Origin of the sequence: Moorena bouillonii PNG (genome assembly GCF_001942495.1) — a bacterium.
GTDB classification, from domain to species: domain Bacteria; phylum Cyanobacteriota; class Cyanobacteriia; order Cyanobacteriales; family Coleofasciculaceae; genus Moorena; species Moorena bouillonii.
Window position 1 is genome coordinate 6,947,790 of sequence record NZ_MKZS01000001.1, and the last position, 17,716, is coordinate 6,965,505.

Below are 17,716 nucleotides of genomic sequence, written 5' to 3' on the forward strand. Positions count from 1 at the left end.
CCCCATCTCCGCATCTCCCCATCTCCCCATCTCCCCATCTCCCCATCTCCCCATCTCCCCATCTCCCCATCTCCCCATCTCCCCATCTCCCCATCTCCCCATCTCCCCATCTCCCCATCTCCCCATCTCCCCATCATCATCCCTAGCAGGCATAAATAAAATTGGTATCAGGGTTAAGGAATTGGCACAAATTCATACTCCAAGCTAGAACTATTACTTGGTTCAATTGTCACCAATTTGACCGGTTGATAGCGATCGCCTGATGGAAAAAAACGAATCGGAGCAGCAGCACCTCTAGCAAAGAAGTTCGGTGCTGAAAGTTCTTGTTGAACTCCGGTGCGAGTAGGATTACGTCTAATCCCAGCACTTAAGGCTTGCACAGCATCATAAGCCATGGCTGTGCGCCAGTTAACATCAATACCCCAAAGCTGATAAGCGGTTTTGGGAAATTCAGAACCAGGCTTGGCTAGGGGATGCCAGGGTAATGCTACTACCATACCTTCAGCATCTTTACCTGCTACTGTCAATGTCTTGGTACTGTAAACTTGATTTCCCGCCAAAATCACTAATTGTTGACCCAAGCTATTGCGGTGTTTGCTATTGAGCTGAACCACATTTAGTACCTGATCAAGGCTGCTAGAATCAGCACCTAACATCAGCACTTGAGCACCACGATTAATCGCTTGTTTAAAGCTTTTAGCAGCACTAAAATTTTGATCAGACACGTCAAACTCACTAACTACTCGTCCTCCTTTCAAGAAGACAGCGGTTACAAACTCTGACTTAAGAGACTGACTAGACTCACTTTGAGAATTGTAGAAAACAGCAACATTATGCTGCTTGAGGTCTTGCACCATGTGTTTAGCTAATGCTCTACCTGCCAGGAAATCATTCGGGACAGTACGAAAAACAAAGTCGCTAATTCCTGATAACTTTACTGAGGTACTAATGGGAGAAATTGTTACCAATTTACCGGATTCATAACTATCTGCTGTCGCTTGGGTCACCTTACTTGTGAAATTACCAACAACTGCCAAAATCTCTGGATTACTCACCAACTTTGATGCTAATTTTTTTGCCACCTTTGGATTATTATCATCATTAGCGATCAGTACTTTGAGAGGAATACCTTTAATTCCACCAGCTTGATTGATTTCCTGTTGAGCTTGAGCCACACCCCGAAGTATATCTTTGGCAGTATTTAAGTCATCACTAATGGACACAACAGCAGCAATGGTGTGAGAGGGTTTGTCCCTAATACGAGCGTTATTAAGGTAGATGAGAGCTTCTGGATCATCAGCGTGGAGGTCTAAGGATTCGGTGAATTTAACCACTGCCTCGTCGTAATTAACAGCAGTAACCGCTTCTACTCCTAGCTGTTTTTCCAGTGTTGTTGAATCAGAAAATAAAATATGGTCTCCCCTACTAAGGTAATTTGGTATGCTTGCTTTCTCTGAAGATGTATTTTTCGATACCAGCATAGATAAGGGAGATGTGGTCACTTTAAACCACCACAGACACCCAGATACCAAAGCTAAGGAGATCATCAATGATAGCCCAAGAAGCTTAGTTTCGTTGTTCTGATACATACGCTAGTGCTAATTTTTATACAGGCAAACCCTGTTGATTACCCGGACTAATGCTTAATACTAATTTGTTTTGTAATCTTTCAAGGTAATTGATGAGTGGAATGGTTGATGGTTAACCGTTGACAATTGAAGGTCAACGAAAAACCATCAACGGCGCTTTAAGTAGTGACCCTGTAGAATACAACTGAATACAACTGAATACAACTGAATACAATTAAATACAACTAGTTAACAAAAGCCCTTGTTGGATACTCCTGATTAGGGAAATAACTTAGCTAAATAACTTAGCTAAATAACTTAGCTAAATAACTTATGGTACAAGATTTGACCACTGATCAGGTGACAAAATGGCAAAAATATTGATCAGTTATTCCAAAATTGGGCAACGCTCTTATTTCTATATTGCCCGGTTTCTACTTGCTAGGAATCGGCACAAAGTCATAACCAAAGCTGGAACGATTACCTGCTTCAATCTTGACAAGCTGGACAGCCTGGTTGCGATCGCCTGATGGTAAAAACCGAATTTTGCTGGATACTCCTTGGGGCTGAAAACCTGATCCGGATAGGGCTTTTTGTACACCGGAACGGCTTGGCTGCTGTTTGAGGGCTGCGATTAAAGCTTGAGTAGCATCGTAAGTTAAGGCAGTGCGCCAGTTCACATCTGAACCCCATAATTTCGTGGCGGCTTGGGGAAAGGGGGAATTTGGAGCGCCCAAAATATGCCAGGGGACTGCCAACACCATACGACGCGCATCCTTAGCACCGATTTGCAAGGTCTTGGGTTTGTAAAGACTATCCCCTGCTAGCATGGGTAAACGTCCATCATTGACCTGCACGACTAGTAACGCTTGGTTAAGGGTGGCGGAATTGGGAGCTAAGATCAACACTTCTGCACCGTTGTCGATCGCCTGTTTGACATCAACACCAGCATTAAAGTTAGGTTTAGCAAAGTCAAACTCTGCCACTACCTCGCCACCATCAGCAAACAAGGCAGTGGTAAATGCATCGGCAAGAGATTGGCTGTAGTTGCTCTGGGAATTAAAAAAGACAGCTGCTTTGCGTACATTTAATTGATTGAGCATGTAGCGAGACAGGGCGCTACCAAAAAAGCGATCGCTAGGGATAGTCCTAAAGACATAATTACCCAGTCTTGAAATAGTTACTGAGGTACTAGTCGGAGAAATCACCACCAACTGATTCTCTTGATAAACCTCTGCGGCTGCCAGGGTGACCTCACTGCTAAAATGACCAATAACCCCCAAAACATCTGGATTATCCACAAAAGCTTTAGCTATTTTTTTAGCAACCTTGGTATCATTGTCATCATTAGCAATCAGCACCTTCAATGGTATATTTTTAATACCACCCGTAGCATTGATTTCCTGTTGGGCTTGGGCAACACCCCGTAACATTTCTTTTGCTGCATTTACCTCTACACCAATAGGTATTGAGATCGCAATTGTATAAGACTTAGATGTACCGATCCGAGCATTATTGAGGTAAATCACAGCTTCTGGATCGTTTTTCTTAGCTTTGAGCGATGCCTCCAGTAAGGAAGCCGCTTTACCATAATTCCCAGAAGCAAATGCTTTGACTGCTGCCTGTTTGGCTGGTGTTACCTCTGTTGATATTAAGGTTCTATCTCCGGCACTAAGGTGCTCTGCTATTATTATCTGAGGCTTAATGTTTGTAGTTTTTGGAGTTACCTTAGCCCTAGGTTCATCTTCCTCCGTTTCCTCCGGAAATGGCAGTGTGATTATCTGACTTTTCTGAAGCCACCATAAGCCTCCCAACACCATAGCTACCGTAATCACCATCGATAGCAAAAGAACACTCGTTTCGTTTTTCATCGGACATAAGTTCCGTTGTCAGTTACCCTGCATCATTCCATTAATCAGCAACGCCCCTGCTATAGTATTCGAGATAACAGTTGATATACCAGCCGGAAAAGTGCCGTCAGAGCGATCGCTGCTGCTGCTGCTAGAACTGATATTATGATAACTAACTGGATTGACTGCTGGACTCGCAACACCGGGAAAAGTATCAACAGTCCCAAGCTGATGCCTCCTATAATCACTAGGTCAATTTTTTCAATAAACCTGCGATATTGAGCATAAATTAGCCCTCCCAAACTCATTCCCCATAAAAGCATACCCAGTGGGTTGGAGGAGACTATCTTAGCAAAAGCAGTTGCAGCAATGAATAATAAAGCTCCCTCAAATCCAGTAAAAGCAGCTGCCCCTAGTACCTCAAGTAGAGAGAATTTTGCTCTAAGGGGTTTGGATAGGGGTGAGTGGGTTTGTGGTTGCCTGGTGTGGGGCCGGGAGGGTGGGGATACTGGTAGAACTGATCCGTGACGGGGTTGAGGGGTTGTCTGAGCAATGTTTAAACTATTTATGGCATCAAGAACCTCCTGAGCAGACTGAAAGCGTTGATTGGGCATTGGCATAAGTAGTCGATTGAAAATACTCTCAAGTTCATTGCTGATTTGGATATAACTTCTCCAGTTCCATTCATGGGTAACAGGTTCGTAGAGTTCATTGGGTTCTCTGGCAGTCATCAAAACCATCACAGTCACTGCCAGAGCATACAAATCCGTTGAAGGGTAAATTTGAGAACCGGTCATTTGCTCCGGTGGTGCAAATCCGATGGAATAAATACCAGTAGACCTCGCCGCTGTTGTTCCTGGGTTTACCTGTTGCTTAACTGCACCAAAGTCTAATAGATAGAGAAGCCCATTGCGATCGCGCATAATATTGGAAGGCTTGATATCGCGATGAATGGAGCCATTGTCATGGACAAATTGGAGGACTTTGAGAATTTCTGTTAACACTTCTATGGCTTTGGCTTCAGAGAATGCTCCTAAGGTGTTGAGTTCTTCCTCCAAGTTTTGTCCATCAATATATTCCTGTACCAGATAGAAAAACTGGTCTTGTTTACCCGGTTTCCGACTCGGCACCGTCAACGGAAAGTAGGCATACAAATCGGGGATTTGGGGGTGACGCCTGCCCAATTTCTCTAAAACCGTTGCCTCCCGCTCAAACAATCTGTGGGCAGTTTGTAGTTCCCTCTGGCTAATTCTCCCAGACGGTTGGAACTGCTTAACGACACATTGACGCAAGGTAGGGGTATAGCGATCGCGTGCTAGAAATGCCGCTCCAAATCCTCCTTTGCGCAGCAGCTGGGAGGGAATGTAGCGACTTGCTACAATCAGGGGCATACCACAGCTATTACAATACCTTTGCTCCGTGGTGGTTAGAGTGGTTCTGTTATCTAGATCATCAAAGTAATTATGGGGATTTGGGCAGCCAGGACGGGTGCAGAAAATTTCCATGTTTTACAGGATCACTACGAAATACAAGGCGCTACCAGGCATCTACTTTACTCTACTAGAGTCTATTTATCTCCCTCAATCGAGGGTTAGGCATTTGTACATTAGTTCTATAGTTTTAATCTATATCTATATCCAAATGCTAATGTTCATTCCTTGCTACCGCTTCGCGCTTCGCTCAGGTATCAGAGGTTAGAACTCAGCTGACAAGCTCTAGCAAGTCGCTCGTTGTTGTGTTTATTTTAGTCGTTAGATATTATTAAACTCACGCCATTTTGAAGAAGCCCCTGGAATTTTCTGCATTACTGATCACAATCTTCTGGTGGGTAGGGGGATAAATTCCGTCACTTGTTTTCAACCTTGTCTTGATGCAAAGCGCGAGTGGGGGAAACCACGGCAAAGCGCGAGTGGGGGAGACCCCCAAGACCGCGCTGCCTCCCCAAGACCGCGCTGCATCGCTTTCAACTCCCGGCTTCAGCGTGGGGGCTATCCACTTCTATATTTTTGGGATTAGTTACCATCCCTGATAGTGCCAAGGATTGCCCGTGCCATGCTACTGAGCCAAACAATGGCAAAATCTGCCTACAGAAGGCTTCTGTTGCTTTGGAAAGGTAACGATTGGGGTTAATCACCAAAGACAATACCCGTTTAACCACTACTCCCTCTATTTTTGCCCTGTGTAGCACCCCCATTTGTAATTCTTTTTCAATAGCTGTAATCGATACAAAGGCAGCTCCTAGTCCTGACTGTACTGCATTCTTAATCGCTTCAATGGAGTTAAGTTCCATCTCCNCTACCAACCATAAAGGCTCAACGTAATCAGGTTTCGTCTCCGGGGAAACCCCCTTTGGCGGCGCTGCCTCCCCAAGACCGCACTGCCTCCCCAAGACCGTAATGGTGCTTTTGACCCGTAATTAAATTCGCCACGGGTCGCACCTCTGCATTGCTTTTGTCGTATTACTGTTCTTGATGCAATAGCGAGTGGGGGAAACCACGGCAATAGCGAGTGGGGGAGACCCCCAAGACCGCGCTGCCTCCCCAAGACCGCGCTGCATCGCTTTCAACTCCCGGCTTCAGCGTGGGGGCTATCCACTTCTATATTTTTGGGATTAGTTACCATCCCTGATAGTGCCAAGGATTGCCCGTGCCATGCTACTGAGCCAAACAATGGCAAAATCTGCCTACAGAAGGCTTCTGTTGCTTTGGAAAGGTAACGATTGGGGTTAATCACCAAAGACAATACCCGTTTAACCACTACTCCCTCTATTTTTGCCCTGTGTAGCACCCCCATTTGTAATTCTTTTTCAATAGCTGTAATCGATACAAAGGCAGCTCCTAGTCCTGACTGTACTGCATTCTTAATCGCTTCAATGGAGTTAAGTTCCATCTCCACCTTAAACCGTTTAGCATCAATGCCACTGCGACCTAATACCTGGTCAATTACCTTACGGATGGTGGATTGGGAGTCCAAGGCAATAAACTGTAACTTATACAGGTCTTCTTTTTGGATCTTCTCCAAAGAAGCCATGGGATGAAATGCGGGCAAGATTAGTACTAGCTCATCTTCAGCATAAGGACTAATGGTCAAGGTTTCCTGAAGTTCTAGGGGAACTTCACCACCAATAATGGCCAAATCCACTAGTCCATTGGCTACACCCCAGGAAGTGCGGCGAGTGGAGTGAACCTGCAATTGTACTGTCACCTCAGGATAGCTTTGTCGGAACATACCAAGCATCCGAGGTAGTAGATAGGTTCCGGTAGTTTGAGATGCACCAATAATTAAGGTACCACCTTGGAGACTTTGTAAGTCGTCAATGGCTCGGCAGGTTTCCTGGCATAGAGCCAGAATTTTTTCCCCATAGTCCAACAGCAGGTGTCCAGCTTCCGTCAGTTGGGCACGGCGTCCACCCCTGTCAAATAACGGCACCTCTAACTGTCGCTCTAAATTTTGTACTTGCAGGCTGATAGCAGGTTGGCTTACGTATAGACTATCAGCAGCACGCTTGAAACTCCCCTCAGTAGCGATCGCTTTGAGTATACGGAGTTGATCGAGAGAAAAAGGTAGGTCAGACATAGGGCTAAACCATCAACAGAAAGGAGCGAGCTGAAATCGACACTAACATAACCAGGACTCAAGTTCTTACTCCGTCTTGATGCAGTCGCTCATGGGGGGGACCACGGCAAAGCGCGAGTGGGGGGAACCCCCAAGACCGCGCTGCCTCCCCAAGACCGTAATGGTGCGTTTTCCGTAGGCGAATTAAATTCGCCACGGGTCGCACCTCTGCATCGCTTTTTTGCTATAATAGAGCGTTATTTCCCATCTATCACCCTTGCCTATGGTATTTCCAAATTGGCTGAGTGTCAGCCACTTTGTCATGTTTGGGTTGCTATTGACTTTTGCGATCGCTCATAGTGGTTTAGCCGCCCTGCGTTCTAAGGGTGAACAAATAATTGGTCCAAGGCTTTATCGTATTGTCTTTGCTTTAGTGAGTCTTCCGCTAGCAGTTGTATTAATTATTTACTTTTTGAACCATCGGTATGATGGTCTACAGTTGTGGCTCCTTCAGGACCTGCCAGGTATTAAGTCATTAGTATGGGGGCTTTCAGTCATTTCTTTCTTGTTTCTTTATCCAGCTACGTTTAATTTATTAGAAATTGCTGCGATTCAAAAGCCCCAAGTCCATCTGTATGAGTCTGGCATTATGCGGGTTACCAGGCATCCCCAAATGGTAGGACAAGTAATATGGTGTATTGCCCATACCCTCTGGATTGGTAGCACCTTTACCCTATTGACCTCCGTGGGATTAATTCTCCACCATCTTTTCGCTGTGTGGCATGGAGACCGTCGGTTATTGGCACGGCATGGAGAAGCCTTTTTTGCACTCAAAGCTCGCACTTCCGTAATCCCTTTTTTGGCAATTATCCAGGGACGTCAATTCCTGAAATGGCAAGAGTTTTTTCGTCCGGCATACTTAGGAGTCATCGGTTTTACCGGGCTGTTATGGTGGGTACATCCCCTCATGATGACAGCTGTAGCCCAAGTAAATTGGTAATTAGGCCATTTCTGTTGCTCAGATGATCCCAATTCGATGTAGCATGATCCCAAACAAATCTAAAAACCCTTATATTTCATAAAATCATGGTATTGTCTGTTGATGAACGGACTTTTTCAAAAACAGTTTTAGACTCTTCTACACCAGTTATCGTTGATTTCTGGGCTCCCTGGTGTGGAGTGTGCCGATTTGTTCACCCCATACTTGAGGAATTTCAAGCTCAAGGAAGCAATTATGTCAAGGTTGTCAGAGTAAACGCCGATAACAATCTCAAGCTTGCCAATACCTATCGTCTCAAGACCCTACCGACATTGCTGTTATTTGAGCAAGGTCAGTTGGTCTCACGAATAGAAGGTTTCCAAGGTCGGGATGAGTTGCTCAGGGAAATTGCCAGGATAATCAAACCACACTGCCAAGACCCAGGTTTGACCAAAGAGTTGGATAAAATGCAGCGCCAAGGGTTGAAAGCTTTTTCGGTCAATATCCCATCAAGAGAAATTCTAGGTCTTAGGTCTTAGGTCTTAGGTCTTAGGTGCAAGAGGCTAATGGTACACAAGGAAAGCTGTTGACACCCGACCTGCTTTACCCGGCGCTAGCTAACTGGGTCAGAACACCCTTAGCCATTCAACCTAAAAGTCTAGAACCTTAACAGCTAATTATCGCGTCATTACCTAATTAGCCATTAAATTGGTCATCGGTAACCAGGTTGTGGGTTTACCCTTTCCCATGACCAATTACCGATGACCAATTACCGATGACCAATTACCGATGACCAATTACCGATGACCAATTACTAAGTTACTAAGTTACTAATTAGTTTCTGACTCTTGTGCCTGATACTTCCATGTGAATTGATAAACTATGTATTATAGCACTTACCTGTCTAGGCATGGGCAAAGTATCCGTGTCGAAAAAATAAATTTTTGTTAACTAAACTTTTTTTATTATTTTCATCAAGTATTCCGATTATCTAATAATCGTGACCCATTTTGATGAGATGTTTTGTGATAAAGCTTACTAAAAAAGTAAAGATTTGTATCATATATGAGACCTTAGTGGCCTATTCACCGGATGGCGGCTGTTGGTAGTAGTCACCGCAAGCCAATGCCGACCGTGAGTCCATGGTCTAGGCTGCTATAGTGCAGTTGACATTAAAGCGTCTGGCCTTCTACAGACAAACAAAAAGAAAAACTTTAGACATCAGCGGTTAACAGTTTGCCAAAATAGTAACGAAATCTGAAGTAGGCTGTCTTAAATGGAACCGCTTTATCAATATGCCTGGCTAATCCCAGTGTTTCCCTTGGCAGGGGCAATGCTGGTTGGTCTGGGGCTAATTTCCTTCAATAGAGCAACGAACCGTCTGCGGCAGCTGTTAGCTGTATTGATTGTCTCCTTTTTGGGGGCGTCGATGGTGTTCTCCTTTGCTATACTCTGGAGTCAATTTCATGGTCATGAACCCTATCAACGCACCCTGGAGTGGGCTGCTGCTGGCAATTTTCACCTAATGATGGGTTATACCATCGATCACTTAACCGCACTGATGCTAGTAGTTGTGACCACCGTAGCTTTTCTGGTCATGATTTATACCGATGGCTACATGGCTCATGACCCCGGTTATGTGCGCTTCTATGCTTATTTAAGCTTGTTTAGTTCCTCTATGCTCGGTTTGGTGGTTTCTGCCAACCTGTTGCAAGTTTATATTTTCTGGGAACTGGTGGGAATGTGTTCCTACCTGCTAATTGGATTCTGGTATGACCGTAAGGCAGCAGCAGATGCTTGTCAAAAAGCTTTCGTGACTAACCGTGTCGGAGACTTTGGTCTGCTGTTAGGCATGTTGGGACTCTACTGGGCAACTGGCACCTTCGACTTTGATGCCATGGGAGCCAATCTGGAAGCCTTTGTCGAATCCGGTTACCTGGGTGCAGGCATGGCAGCTGTGTTCGCTGTCTTAGTGTTTCTCGGTCCGGTGGCTAAATCCGCACAATTTCCCCTCCACGTTTGGCTTCCCGATGCCATGGAAGGCCCAACCCCAATCTCTGCCCTAATTCACGCCGCAACTATGGTAGCCGCTGGGGTGTTTTTGATTGCGAGGATGTACCCCGTGTTTGAAGGGATTCCAGTCGCCATGACTGTGATTGCCTGGACGGGAGCATTTACCGCTTTCTTAGGGGCAACCATTGCTATTACTCAAAATGATATTAAGAAAGGGTTAGCCTATTCAACTATGTCTCAATTGGGTTATATGGTAATGGCAATGGGCATTGGAGCCTATGGTGCTGGCTTATTTCACCTGATGACCCACGCTTATTTCAAAGCCATGCTTTTCCTCTGCTCTGGGTCAGTAATTCACGGTATGGAAGCTGTGGTTGGCCATGACCCGATTTTAGCTCAGGATATGCGGTTAATGGGAGGCTTGCGTAAGTTTATGCCCATTACCTCCCTGACATTCCTAATTGGAACCTTGGCAATTTGTGGAATTCCCCCCTTCGCAGGGTTCTGGTCAAAAGATGAAATCTTAGGCAGTACTTTTGAAGTAAGTCCAATACTTTGGGGAATTGGCTGGCTGACCGCTGGAATGACTGCTTTCTATATGTTCCGGATGTATTTCTCCACCTTTGAAGGGAAATTTCGGGGCAATGAGATGGAAATTCGTCATCAACTCAAAGAAGCTGCTGGTGTAGCTGTACCTGCTTTTGGTCCTGGTGCTATGGATGTACGGGAACTTGAGGCTCAGGCTGACGATGATCACCACGACCACCACCACAGTGAGTTTCCCCATGAGTCACCCTTAACGATGACTCTACCGTTGTTAGTGTTAGCCGTGCCATCGGTACTGATTGGTTTGGTGGGAACTCCCTTTAACAACTACTTTGAGGAATTTATCCACCCAGCCAGTGAAACCATAGCCGAAGTCGTGGCAGAAGCAGAAGCCTTTGACTGGTCAGAATTTCTGATTATGGGCGGCAGTTCCGTGGGAATCGGTCTGATTGGGATTTCCGTTGCGGTACTGATGTACTTACAGGGCAAGATTGACCCCAATGCGATCGCTAAAAAAATCCAGCCCCTATATCAGCTGTCTCTCAATAAGTGGTACTTCGATGAAATTTATGACCGGCTGTTTGTTCAGGGAAGCCGTCGATTAGCACGGCAAGTTATGGAAGTAGACTACCGTATCGTTGATGGTGTAGTCAACCTGACTGGCTTTTTCACCCTGCTCAGTGGTGAAGCACTGAAATACGTAGAAAACGGTCGTGCCCAATTCTATGCTCTAATTGTCTTCCTCGCAGTACTGGGTTTAGTAATTGTCTCAGGTGTGACCTGACCTGCTTTGTTAATTGTTAGTTGTTTATACACAATTAACAATTAACAATTAACAATTAACAATTTGCAATTTTATTTTGACCAATGGTGACTGACTAGTTGACTATGACAGATTTCCCCTGGCTAACAATAATTATTCTGTTTCCGATTGCGGCATCGCTTCTGCTCCCGTTTCTGCCAGAAAAAAATGGGACTTGGGAGCGTTGGTACTCTTTAATTATCGGGCTAATTGATTTTGCCCTAATTGTCTATGCTTTTGTGACCCAGTACGACCTGAGCAACCCAGAACTGCAACTGGTCGAAAAATACAGCTGGGTGCCTCAAATGGACTTGAATTGGTCAGTAGGTGTAGATGGCTTATCCATGCCTCTTGTTTTACTGACTGGCTTTATTACTACCCTAGCGATGCTGGCAGCTTGGCCGGTAACCTTCAAGCCTAAGCTATTTTACTTCCTGATGTTGGCAATGTACGGTGGTCAGATTGCTGTATTTGCTGTTCAGGATATGCTGTTGTTCTTCTTGGTATGGGAACTGGAGTTAATTCCGGTTTACATGCTACTGTCAATCTGGGGGGGCAAAAAGCGTCTCTATGCAGCTACCAAGTTTATCCTCTACACCGCAGGGGGTTCCCTGTTTATCTTGCTAGCTGCCTTAGGCATGGCATTCTATGGAGATACCGTAACCTTTGATATGCGATCGCTAGCCCTCAAAGATTACGCCCTCAATTTCCAGCTATTGCTTTACGGAGGCTTCCTGATTGCTTACGGGGTCAAGCTACCCATCTTCCCTCTACATACCTGGTTACCAGATGCCCACGGGGAAGCCACAGCCCCGGTACACATGCTGCTGGCTGGCATTCTACTGAAAATGGGCGGATATGCCCTAATCCGCATGAATGCTGGGATGCTACCCGATGCCCATGCTGTGTTTGCTCCGGCATTGGTGATTTTAGGGATTGTCAATATTGTCTATGCTGCCCTGACCTCCTTTGCCCAGCGTAATCTCAAGCGTAAGATTGCTTACTCATCCATTTCCCATATGGGATTTGTCTTAATTGGTATTGCTTCCTTTACCGACTTAGGGATGAGTGGGGCAGTGATGCAAATGATTTCCCACGGTTTAATTGGTGCCAGCCTATTCTTCTTAGTAGGAGCTACCTATGACCGTACCCATACCTTGATGCTCGATGAGATGGGGGGTGTTGGTAAAAGAATGGGCAAAATGTTCGCTATGTGGACAACCTGTTCCATGGCATCCTTAGCATTACCCGGAATGAGTGGGTTTGTGGCAGAAGTGATGGTGTTTGTTGGCTTTGCGACCAGTGATGCTTACGGTTCCTTTTTCAAGGTATTAGTGATCGTCCTGGCAGCTATCGGGGTTATCTTAACACCAGTTTACCTGCTCTCCATGCTGCGGGAGATTTTATATGGTCCGGAAAACAAGGAATTAGTTGCCCACGAAGCCTTGATTGATGCTGAACCTCGGGAAGTGTTTATTATTGCCTGTCTGTTAGTACCAATTATCGGCATTGGTTTGTATCCGAAAATTGTGACTCAGATCTATGACGCTACCACCGTCCAGCTAATTGCACGACTCCGCAACTCTGTACCAACCTTGGTCAAGGAAGCACCAGTGGCACTAGAAAATACTCCAATAGTTTCTGTCGCTCCATCCATTGGTCCTCGTTCTATTGGTACTCGTTAAGGATTGATATTTTACTGTTGACTAGCTAGTAGCAAAAACTAGTAGGGTGGGCACAAACAGTTCTATTGTTTTGAGTATTCGAGACTAGATTACTTTGCCCACCATACTAGCGATGCAGCGCGGTCTTGGGGAGGCAGCGCGGTCTTGGGGGTTCCCCCCACTCGCGCTTTGCCGTGGTTTCCCCCACTCGCGCTTTGCATCAAGAACACTATCAGAAAAATACTTTTGCAAGAGGTCTAGTTTACGGTGCTGGTGCGACTGGTTGAAAATCTGTGCTCGTTTTACTCATCCGACCCCGTTCAGTTAAAGCGCCTGCTAGCTGATAGCTGATAACTGATAACTGAATGCTTATGTTCCTTTGGAACCGCTTCGCGATGAAGCGAAGCTTCCGCTAAGAGCGATCGCATAAAAATACCACCAGAGAGGGGGGTATGGGAACATTCTTTTAGGTAAGCTACGTCTATATCGTCTATCTGTGTAAGTATTGAGCGATCAGTTATCAGCTATCAAGGATGGATCTTTAGTTCGACCAAAACACCCGAGTAAAAAGGTGTCACAAACCTGACTAAACGTCTTTAGCTGATAGCTGACGCTTTTACCTAAAAAATCGCTAGCTTAAATAGCATTGCTCTTCTACAGCGAGGTCAGGAAGATGAAATTCTCAATTGTGCTTCTCACAGGACTGATGGCTCTAGTCCCTATCGCTCCAGTTAACGCTGAAAGCCGTGCGACCCCGACGAGGTTCAACGCCCATGGCAACGGGCACCAAGATAGTCCCATCGTTGTTGGGGATAGTAACCGAGACGTTCTCATCTCTTCATTCGGGCGTAAATACAAGAATCGTTCACGCCGCAGGCGTCGGCGCATCTATTATCCCAGGCGTGGGCGTGGGCGCGTGCGAATCTATTCTCCTAGGCGTGGGGGGGTGCGAATCTATTCTCCTAGGCGTGGGCGCGGGCGAGTCTATTCTCCCAGGCGCAGGGACGATGAAATATACTATCGTAATCGTAGGGGAGTCAGAATCTATTCTCCCAGGCGCAGACATGATGGGATTTTTTATCAGGACTATCGGTAGTTAACTGCAATTTTTGAGGATTCAAATTAACCATCTTTCAACTCCAAGGGGACTCCCGTTATACCCGCGCATGAAGCGCGGGAGACGGGGCGTATAAAGTGCGGACGCAGGTTCCGCACACAGCCCCTTGGGAATTGGAGATTGGATCTGTTGCGTGTCTTAGACATTTCCGCTAAAATACTAGTTTCAGTAGCGGGAATACTGGATGCTAACTCAAGTTAATAATCTTCGTTTAGACAAGCAGCAGATCAAAGCTCTCAGGCAGATGTGTCACTTGAGCAAAAATATGTTCAATGTGGGACTCTATAATGTCCGTCAGTACTTTTTTCAGGAACGAAAGCATCTACGATACGAGAGCAACTATTATCACTCGAAAGAGAATGAGAATTACAAGTTATTACCGACGGATATTGCTCAACAAACCCTAAAGATTGTCGATAGATCCTTTAAATCTTTCTTTGGTTTGATCAAGCTTAAATCTAGTGGAGGCTACCAGGAAAAAGTTAGGATTCCTAATTACCTTCCCAAGGATGGGCATTTTATTCTTGGCTTACTTCTGGTAGCTAATCTCCCTTTTCATCCCCTATTCCCTGCTCCGAAGTCCCTGCTCCCTAAAACCTAGAAATTTGTACCTGACCGAATTAAAAACCGCTGTATTACTCTTAAGTTTCATTCAACCAAACCCTTAAATCATCAAGATTCGAGAAATCTAAGCAGGCTTCACTCAACCCTTCCAACTGGTCTAGTGACAGTTGACGAATTTGCTGTTGCAGTTCACTCGGTATTTCTCCTAAGCTACGGGATAGCAGACGGAGAATCAGTGCTCGTTCTCGTTGTGCTCCTTCTTCTCGACCTTGTTTTAGCCCTTCTTCTCTACCTTCTTGTAAACCTTCTTCTCGACCTTGTAGCAACCCTTCTTGTCTAGAAGTCTCGACAATATTATTCATGTCCCGGTAATATTTGAGACTGTTTTGGTAGTTATCCTGTTCAGTGCGAGAAAAGTTGGCAATTTCTGCCACCTCAAACAGTTGATTGAATACCGACTCTTGGAAAGATTGAGGGCGAGTGTTTAATTCTGACATATTTTTCAGGACAAACAGCCATTTATCGAAATGTGTCTCTAACTGGTCTAAGGTTTTGGTAAATTTGGGCAACTCAATATACAGGAATTTAAGCTTGTCATAAAACACCTGACAATCCTGATTTTTTAGCTCTACGGTATGTAGGATTGTCTCATCATGTCTATGGTCGTCAAAAACAAAATCTAAGACACCGACGGTATAAACCGCCTTTAACTGATAATCCCAATCGCCTTTTTGCGCTTGTTCTTGGATCGGAAATGTGGAATAGTAAACACTTCTATCTTTAAAGAAGTTTTGTTTGGCTTTTTGAATCTCGACTATAAAACGTTCCCCGGTTTTGGATTGACAATAGATGTCAAAAATTCCTTTGCGGTCTACAGGAGTGTTTCCTAAATTTTCCGTATTCTTGAAGGTGACATCTTCAATGTGATGACGGGGTGGTAAAAGGGTGTTTAAAAAATCAATAAGTAGCCCTTTATTTGGCTCTGTACCAAAGACACGCTTAAAGCCAAAATCGGTGAGTAAACTAATGTACTTATCTTTGAGTGGATAGGCCATGACACTGCTAGAGCAATCGCCCCTGATCTGATCATGTATGATTGGATTTAGTTAATTAAATTATAGCGGTTTTCAATTGGGTGAGTTACAGATCACTGGATTTTATGCAAAAAAATACACATAAAATAGCACAATCATTCATTGTGTGTGTAATTATAGGTATAAAAATTAATTCACAAGAATTATTCAGGATACTGACTTTATAAGCTATCGTGTTTATCATAGTTATGAGCTACATATAAATTTTATTACCTGTTACCATTAACTATGAGCAACGCCAACTATTGGAAACCAGCTTACCAACTCTTTAACCCAGATAAACCCCTGACCACACCAGAGGAAATGAAAGATTTTTATGTCCAGCGAGAGAATAGTCCAGTAGAAAAGGTAATCACTACTCTGGAAATGGAAGACCAGCCAGCTAAGTTTTTATTAGCTGGTCATCGGGGGAGTGGAAAAACCACGGAATTGCGACGAATTCAACAGGAGCTAGCAGAAAACTATGCGGTAATCTGGGTTGATACGGCAACAGCTCTCGACCGCTATAACATTGGTTATGCTGAGGTGGTGGTGTTGATTGGGATGGAAGTGTGTCGCCAAGCCATTAAACCAGGCTGGTGGTCAAATCGGGATCAGGACTTACTGGATGCTTTGGAAAATAGCCTGACAACTGTTATTTATCAGGATAAAGAAACGGATACTGAACAGTTAGAGTTACCAGAGGTTTTGAAAAAATTGGGGTTAATTATGCAACGGGGATTAACTCGGGAAATGAGCAAAACCCTTAACATTCGCCCTGCTCTTAGTGAGATCATTGATCGGGTCAACGATATTATCAAAGCTGCTGAGAAAGATCGTAAGCAAAAATTATTAGTCATTGTAGATGGTCTCGATCGCCATGATTATATTACTGCTCTGGAAATGTTTGCTAGTCCGCTGCTGACAGAATTAGAGTGTCATATCATCTACACCATTCCAATTTCTTTACGATATTCCCCTAGCTTTCGCCAACCCATGGAAAGCTTCCAACCTTTGGATTTGTATAATTTGCCTGTATTTGAGTGGGATCGCAATTCTGGTCCCACCTCAACCCCTAACCAAGCTGGTCGAGATAGGTTGAAGTCTGTGATTACCAAACGATTGGCTAAAATTAACGAGACAGACCTATTCACTCCCGATGCCCTAGAGCTATTATCTGAAAAGAGTGGTGGTGTGATCCGGGATTTAATCCGACTAGCGCGGGGGGCTTGTCAGGTCGCCCTGAAGAAAAAAAAGGAATATGTAGACACAACCATTGCTAAGGAGGCGATTCAAGAAGAACGCAAAGCATATACTATCAACGACTATCATTTTAAAGAATTGGCTACTGTTCACGAAACTGGTCGCTTAACTACCAATACCAATCCGTTGCCCAACCAAAAGAACACTGTGATTTGTGATGAACTTTTACACAATAAGTATGTCTTAGGGTATTACGGTGACCATACCTGGTTTGATGTGCATCCGATTATTATCGAAGACTTGGAACAGTGGCAAGGGAGTCAGAATTAAGGAACAGGAAATCGGGAATCGGGAATCGGGAATCGGGAATCGGGAATCGGGAATCGGAACCCACCCCTATTCCCCTCCCAGGAGGGGAATAGGGAATAGGGCAAAAAACCTGTGTAACTGATAGTTATGAAAAACGCTGTATTTATTTGTTTTTATGGTTAACTATAACGTTTCTCGCAGTTATGAGTAGAGTTTTTTTGACGTTGATTCCCTGTCTTGATGCAATGCATCCCTATTCCCTATTTCCTCTTCTCTGTTCCCGATTCCCGATTCCCGATTCCCGATTCCCTCTCCCCAGCACTATCTCACTCAATACTCACCCATGAAAACAGCCCCTGATCCATTGACTCCCGCTGACCATAATGAGCTGGATAACTTAGTCAGCACTCTCGCACTATCTAGTGGCACCACCATTATTTTTGCGATTGCTCCCGAAAGTGGTCCCAACCATC

13 protein-coding genes and 2 pseudogenes are annotated in these 17,716 nt (G+C 44.8%); 8 read left to right on the plus strand and 7 right to left on the minus strand.

What is annotated here, in order from left to right; all coding sequences use genetic code 11:
- Window positions 1-173: 173 nt before the first annotated feature.
- The 6 genes and pseudogenes from BJP37_RS28195 to BJP37_RS28215 all read right to left on the minus strand — a co-directional run bounded on the left by BJP37_RS28195 (window position 174) and on the right by BJP37_RS28215 (window position 6,994).
- Window positions 174-1,589 (minus strand): ABC transporter substrate-binding protein, encoded by a 1,416-nt coding sequence (locus BJP37_RS28195; RefSeq protein WP_075903803.1) that lies wholly within the window; start codon window positions 1,587-1,589, stop codon window positions 174-176.
- A 413-nt stretch (window positions 1,590-2,002) separates the two neighbouring features.
- Window positions 2,003-3,439: an ABC transporter substrate-binding protein gene (locus BJP37_RS28200; RefSeq protein WP_075903805.1), complete on the minus strand. Its 1,437-nt coding sequence runs from the start codon at window positions 3,437-3,439 to the stop codon at window positions 2,003-2,005.
- A 59-nt stretch (window positions 3,440-3,498) separates the two neighbouring features.
- The gene (locus BJP37_RS28205) at window positions 3,499-4,923 is read right to left on the minus strand and encodes a serine/threonine-protein kinase (RefSeq protein ID WP_075903807.1); all 1,425 of its coding nucleotides are present in this window, start codon (window positions 4,921-4,923) and stop codon (window positions 3,499-3,501) included.
- 458 nt (window positions 4,924-5,381) lie between these two features.
- A pseudogene (locus BJP37_RS28210) lies at window positions 5,382-5,711 on the minus strand (LysR substrate-binding domain-containing protein); the annotation flags it as partial.
- A gap of 123 nt (window positions 5,712-5,834) precedes the next feature.
- Complete coding sequence (locus BJP37_RS40195) at window positions 5,835-5,975, minus strand: hypothetical protein (protein WP_158069501.1); 141 nt, start codon at window positions 5,973-5,975, stop codon at window positions 5,835-5,837.
- A 5-nt stretch (window positions 5,976-5,980) separates the two neighbouring features.
- Window positions 5,981-6,994: a LysR family transcriptional regulator gene (locus tag BJP37_RS28215; protein ID WP_075903809.1), complete on the minus strand. Its 1,014-nt coding sequence runs from the start codon at window positions 6,992-6,994 to the stop codon at window positions 5,981-5,983.
- Window positions 6,995-7,256: 262 nt separating this feature from the next.
- Between BJP37_RS28215 and BJP37_RS28220 the strand changes: the two genes are divergently transcribed.
- From BJP37_RS28220 to BJP37_RS28245, 6 genes and pseudogenes are all read left to right on the plus strand, one after another.
- A complete protein-coding gene (locus BJP37_RS28220) occupies window positions 7,257-7,973 on the plus strand; it encodes an NnrU family protein (protein WP_075903811.1) in 717 nt (238 codons plus the stop codon).
- 86 nt (window positions 7,974-8,059) lie between these two features.
- On the plus strand, window positions 8,060-8,491 hold the full coding sequence (gene trxA, locus BJP37_RS28225; protein WP_075903813.1) for a thioredoxin: 432 nt from the start codon (window positions 8,060-8,062) through the stop codon (window positions 8,489-8,491).
- A 737-nt stretch (window positions 8,492-9,228) separates the two neighbouring features.
- Complete coding sequence (locus BJP37_RS28230; RefSeq protein ID WP_075903815.1) at window positions 9,229-11,295, plus strand: NAD(P)H-quinone oxidoreductase subunit 5; 2,067 nt, start codon at window positions 9,229-9,231, stop codon at window positions 11,293-11,295.
- Window positions 11,296-11,399: 104 nt separating this feature from the next.
- Window positions 11,400-12,998 (plus strand): NAD(P)H-quinone oxidoreductase subunit 4, encoded by a 1,599-nt coding sequence (locus BJP37_RS28235; protein ID WP_075903817.1) that lies wholly within the window; start codon window positions 11,400-11,402, stop codon window positions 12,996-12,998.
- A 652-nt stretch (window positions 12,999-13,650) separates the two neighbouring features.
- Entirely contained in the window at window positions 13,651-14,073 is a 423-nt protein-coding gene (locus tag BJP37_RS41630) for a hypothetical protein (protein WP_143727843.1), read from the plus strand.
- 205 nt (window positions 14,074-14,278) lie between these two features.
- Window positions 14,279-14,620, plus strand: a pseudogene (locus BJP37_RS28245) (RNA-guided endonuclease TnpB family protein); the annotation flags it as partial.
- A gap of 115 nt (window positions 14,621-14,735) precedes the next feature.
- Here the strand turns inward: BJP37_RS28245 and BJP37_RS28250 are convergent.
- Complete coding sequence (locus BJP37_RS28250) at window positions 14,736-15,713, minus strand: Rpn family recombination-promoting nuclease/putative transposase (protein WP_075903821.1); 978 nt, start codon at window positions 15,711-15,713, stop codon at window positions 14,736-14,738.
- Between the two features lie 267 nt (window positions 15,714-15,980).
- On the opposite strand from BJP37_RS28250, the gene BJP37_RS28255 reads away from it, so the two are divergent.
- Both BJP37_RS28255 and BJP37_RS40200 read left to right on the plus strand, forming a co-directional pair.
- On the plus strand, window positions 15,981-17,264 hold the full coding sequence (locus tag BJP37_RS28255) for a P-loop NTPase fold protein (protein WP_075903822.1): 1,284 nt from the start codon (window positions 15,981-15,983) through the stop codon (window positions 17,262-17,264).
- Window positions 17,265-17,446: 182 nt separating this feature from the next.
- On the plus strand, window positions 17,447-17,590 hold the full coding sequence (locus tag BJP37_RS40200) for a hypothetical protein (RefSeq protein ID WP_158069807.1): 144 nt from the start codon (window positions 17,447-17,449) through the stop codon (window positions 17,588-17,590).
- Window positions 17,591-17,716: the final 126 nt, after the last annotated feature.

What these genes read in the sequence shown, in the direction of transcription:
- BJP37_RS28195 (WP_075903803.1), bottom strand. Translation starts at nt 1,589, where the DNA reads ATGTATCAGAACAACGAAACTAAGCTTCTTGGGCTATCATTGATGATC.
- BJP37_RS28200 (WP_075903805.1), bottom strand. Translation starts at nt 3,439, where the DNA reads ATGAAAAACGAAACGAGTGTTCTTTTGCTATCGATGGTGATTACGGTA.
- BJP37_RS28205 (WP_075903807.1), bottom strand. Translation starts at nt 4,923, where the DNA reads ATGGAAATTTTCTGCACCCGTCCTGGCTGCCCAAATCCCCATAATTAC.
- BJP37_RS40195 (WP_158069501.1), bottom strand. Translation starts at nt 5,975, where the DNA reads ATGCAGCGCGGTCTTGGGGAGGCAGCGCGGTCTTGGGGGTCTCCCCCA.
- BJP37_RS28215 (WP_075903809.1), bottom strand. Translation starts at nt 6,994, where the DNA reads ATGTCTGACCTACCTTTTTCTCTCGATCAACTCCGTATACTCAAAGCG.
- BJP37_RS28220 (WP_075903811.1), top strand. Translation starts at nt 7,257, where the DNA reads ATGGTATTTCCAAATTGGCTGAGTGTCAGCCACTTTGTCATGTTTGGG.
- trxA (WP_075903813.1), top strand. Translation starts at nt 8,060, where the DNA reads ATGGTATTGTCTGTTGATGAACGGACTTTTTCAAAAACAGTTTTAGAC.
- BJP37_RS28230 (WP_075903815.1), top strand. Translation starts at nt 9,229, where the DNA reads ATGGAACCGCTTTATCAATATGCCTGGCTAATCCCAGTGTTTCCCTTG.
- BJP37_RS28235 (WP_075903817.1), top strand. Translation starts at nt 11,400, where the DNA reads ATGACAGATTTCCCCTGGCTAACAATAATTATTCTGTTTCCGATTGCG.
- BJP37_RS41630 (WP_143727843.1), top strand. Translation starts at nt 13,651, where the DNA reads ATGAAATTCTCAATTGTGCTTCTCACAGGACTGATGGCTCTAGTCCCT.
- BJP37_RS28250 (WP_075903821.1), bottom strand. Translation starts at nt 15,713, where the DNA reads ATGGCCTATCCACTCAAAGATAAGTACATTAGTTTACTCACCGATTTT.
- BJP37_RS28255 (WP_075903822.1), top strand. Translation starts at nt 15,981, where the DNA reads ATGAGCAACGCCAACTATTGGAAACCAGCTTACCAACTCTTTAACCCA.
- BJP37_RS40200 (WP_158069807.1), top strand. Translation starts at nt 17,447, where the DNA reads ATGAGTAGAGTTTTTTTGACGTTGATTCCCTGTCTTGATGCAATGCAT.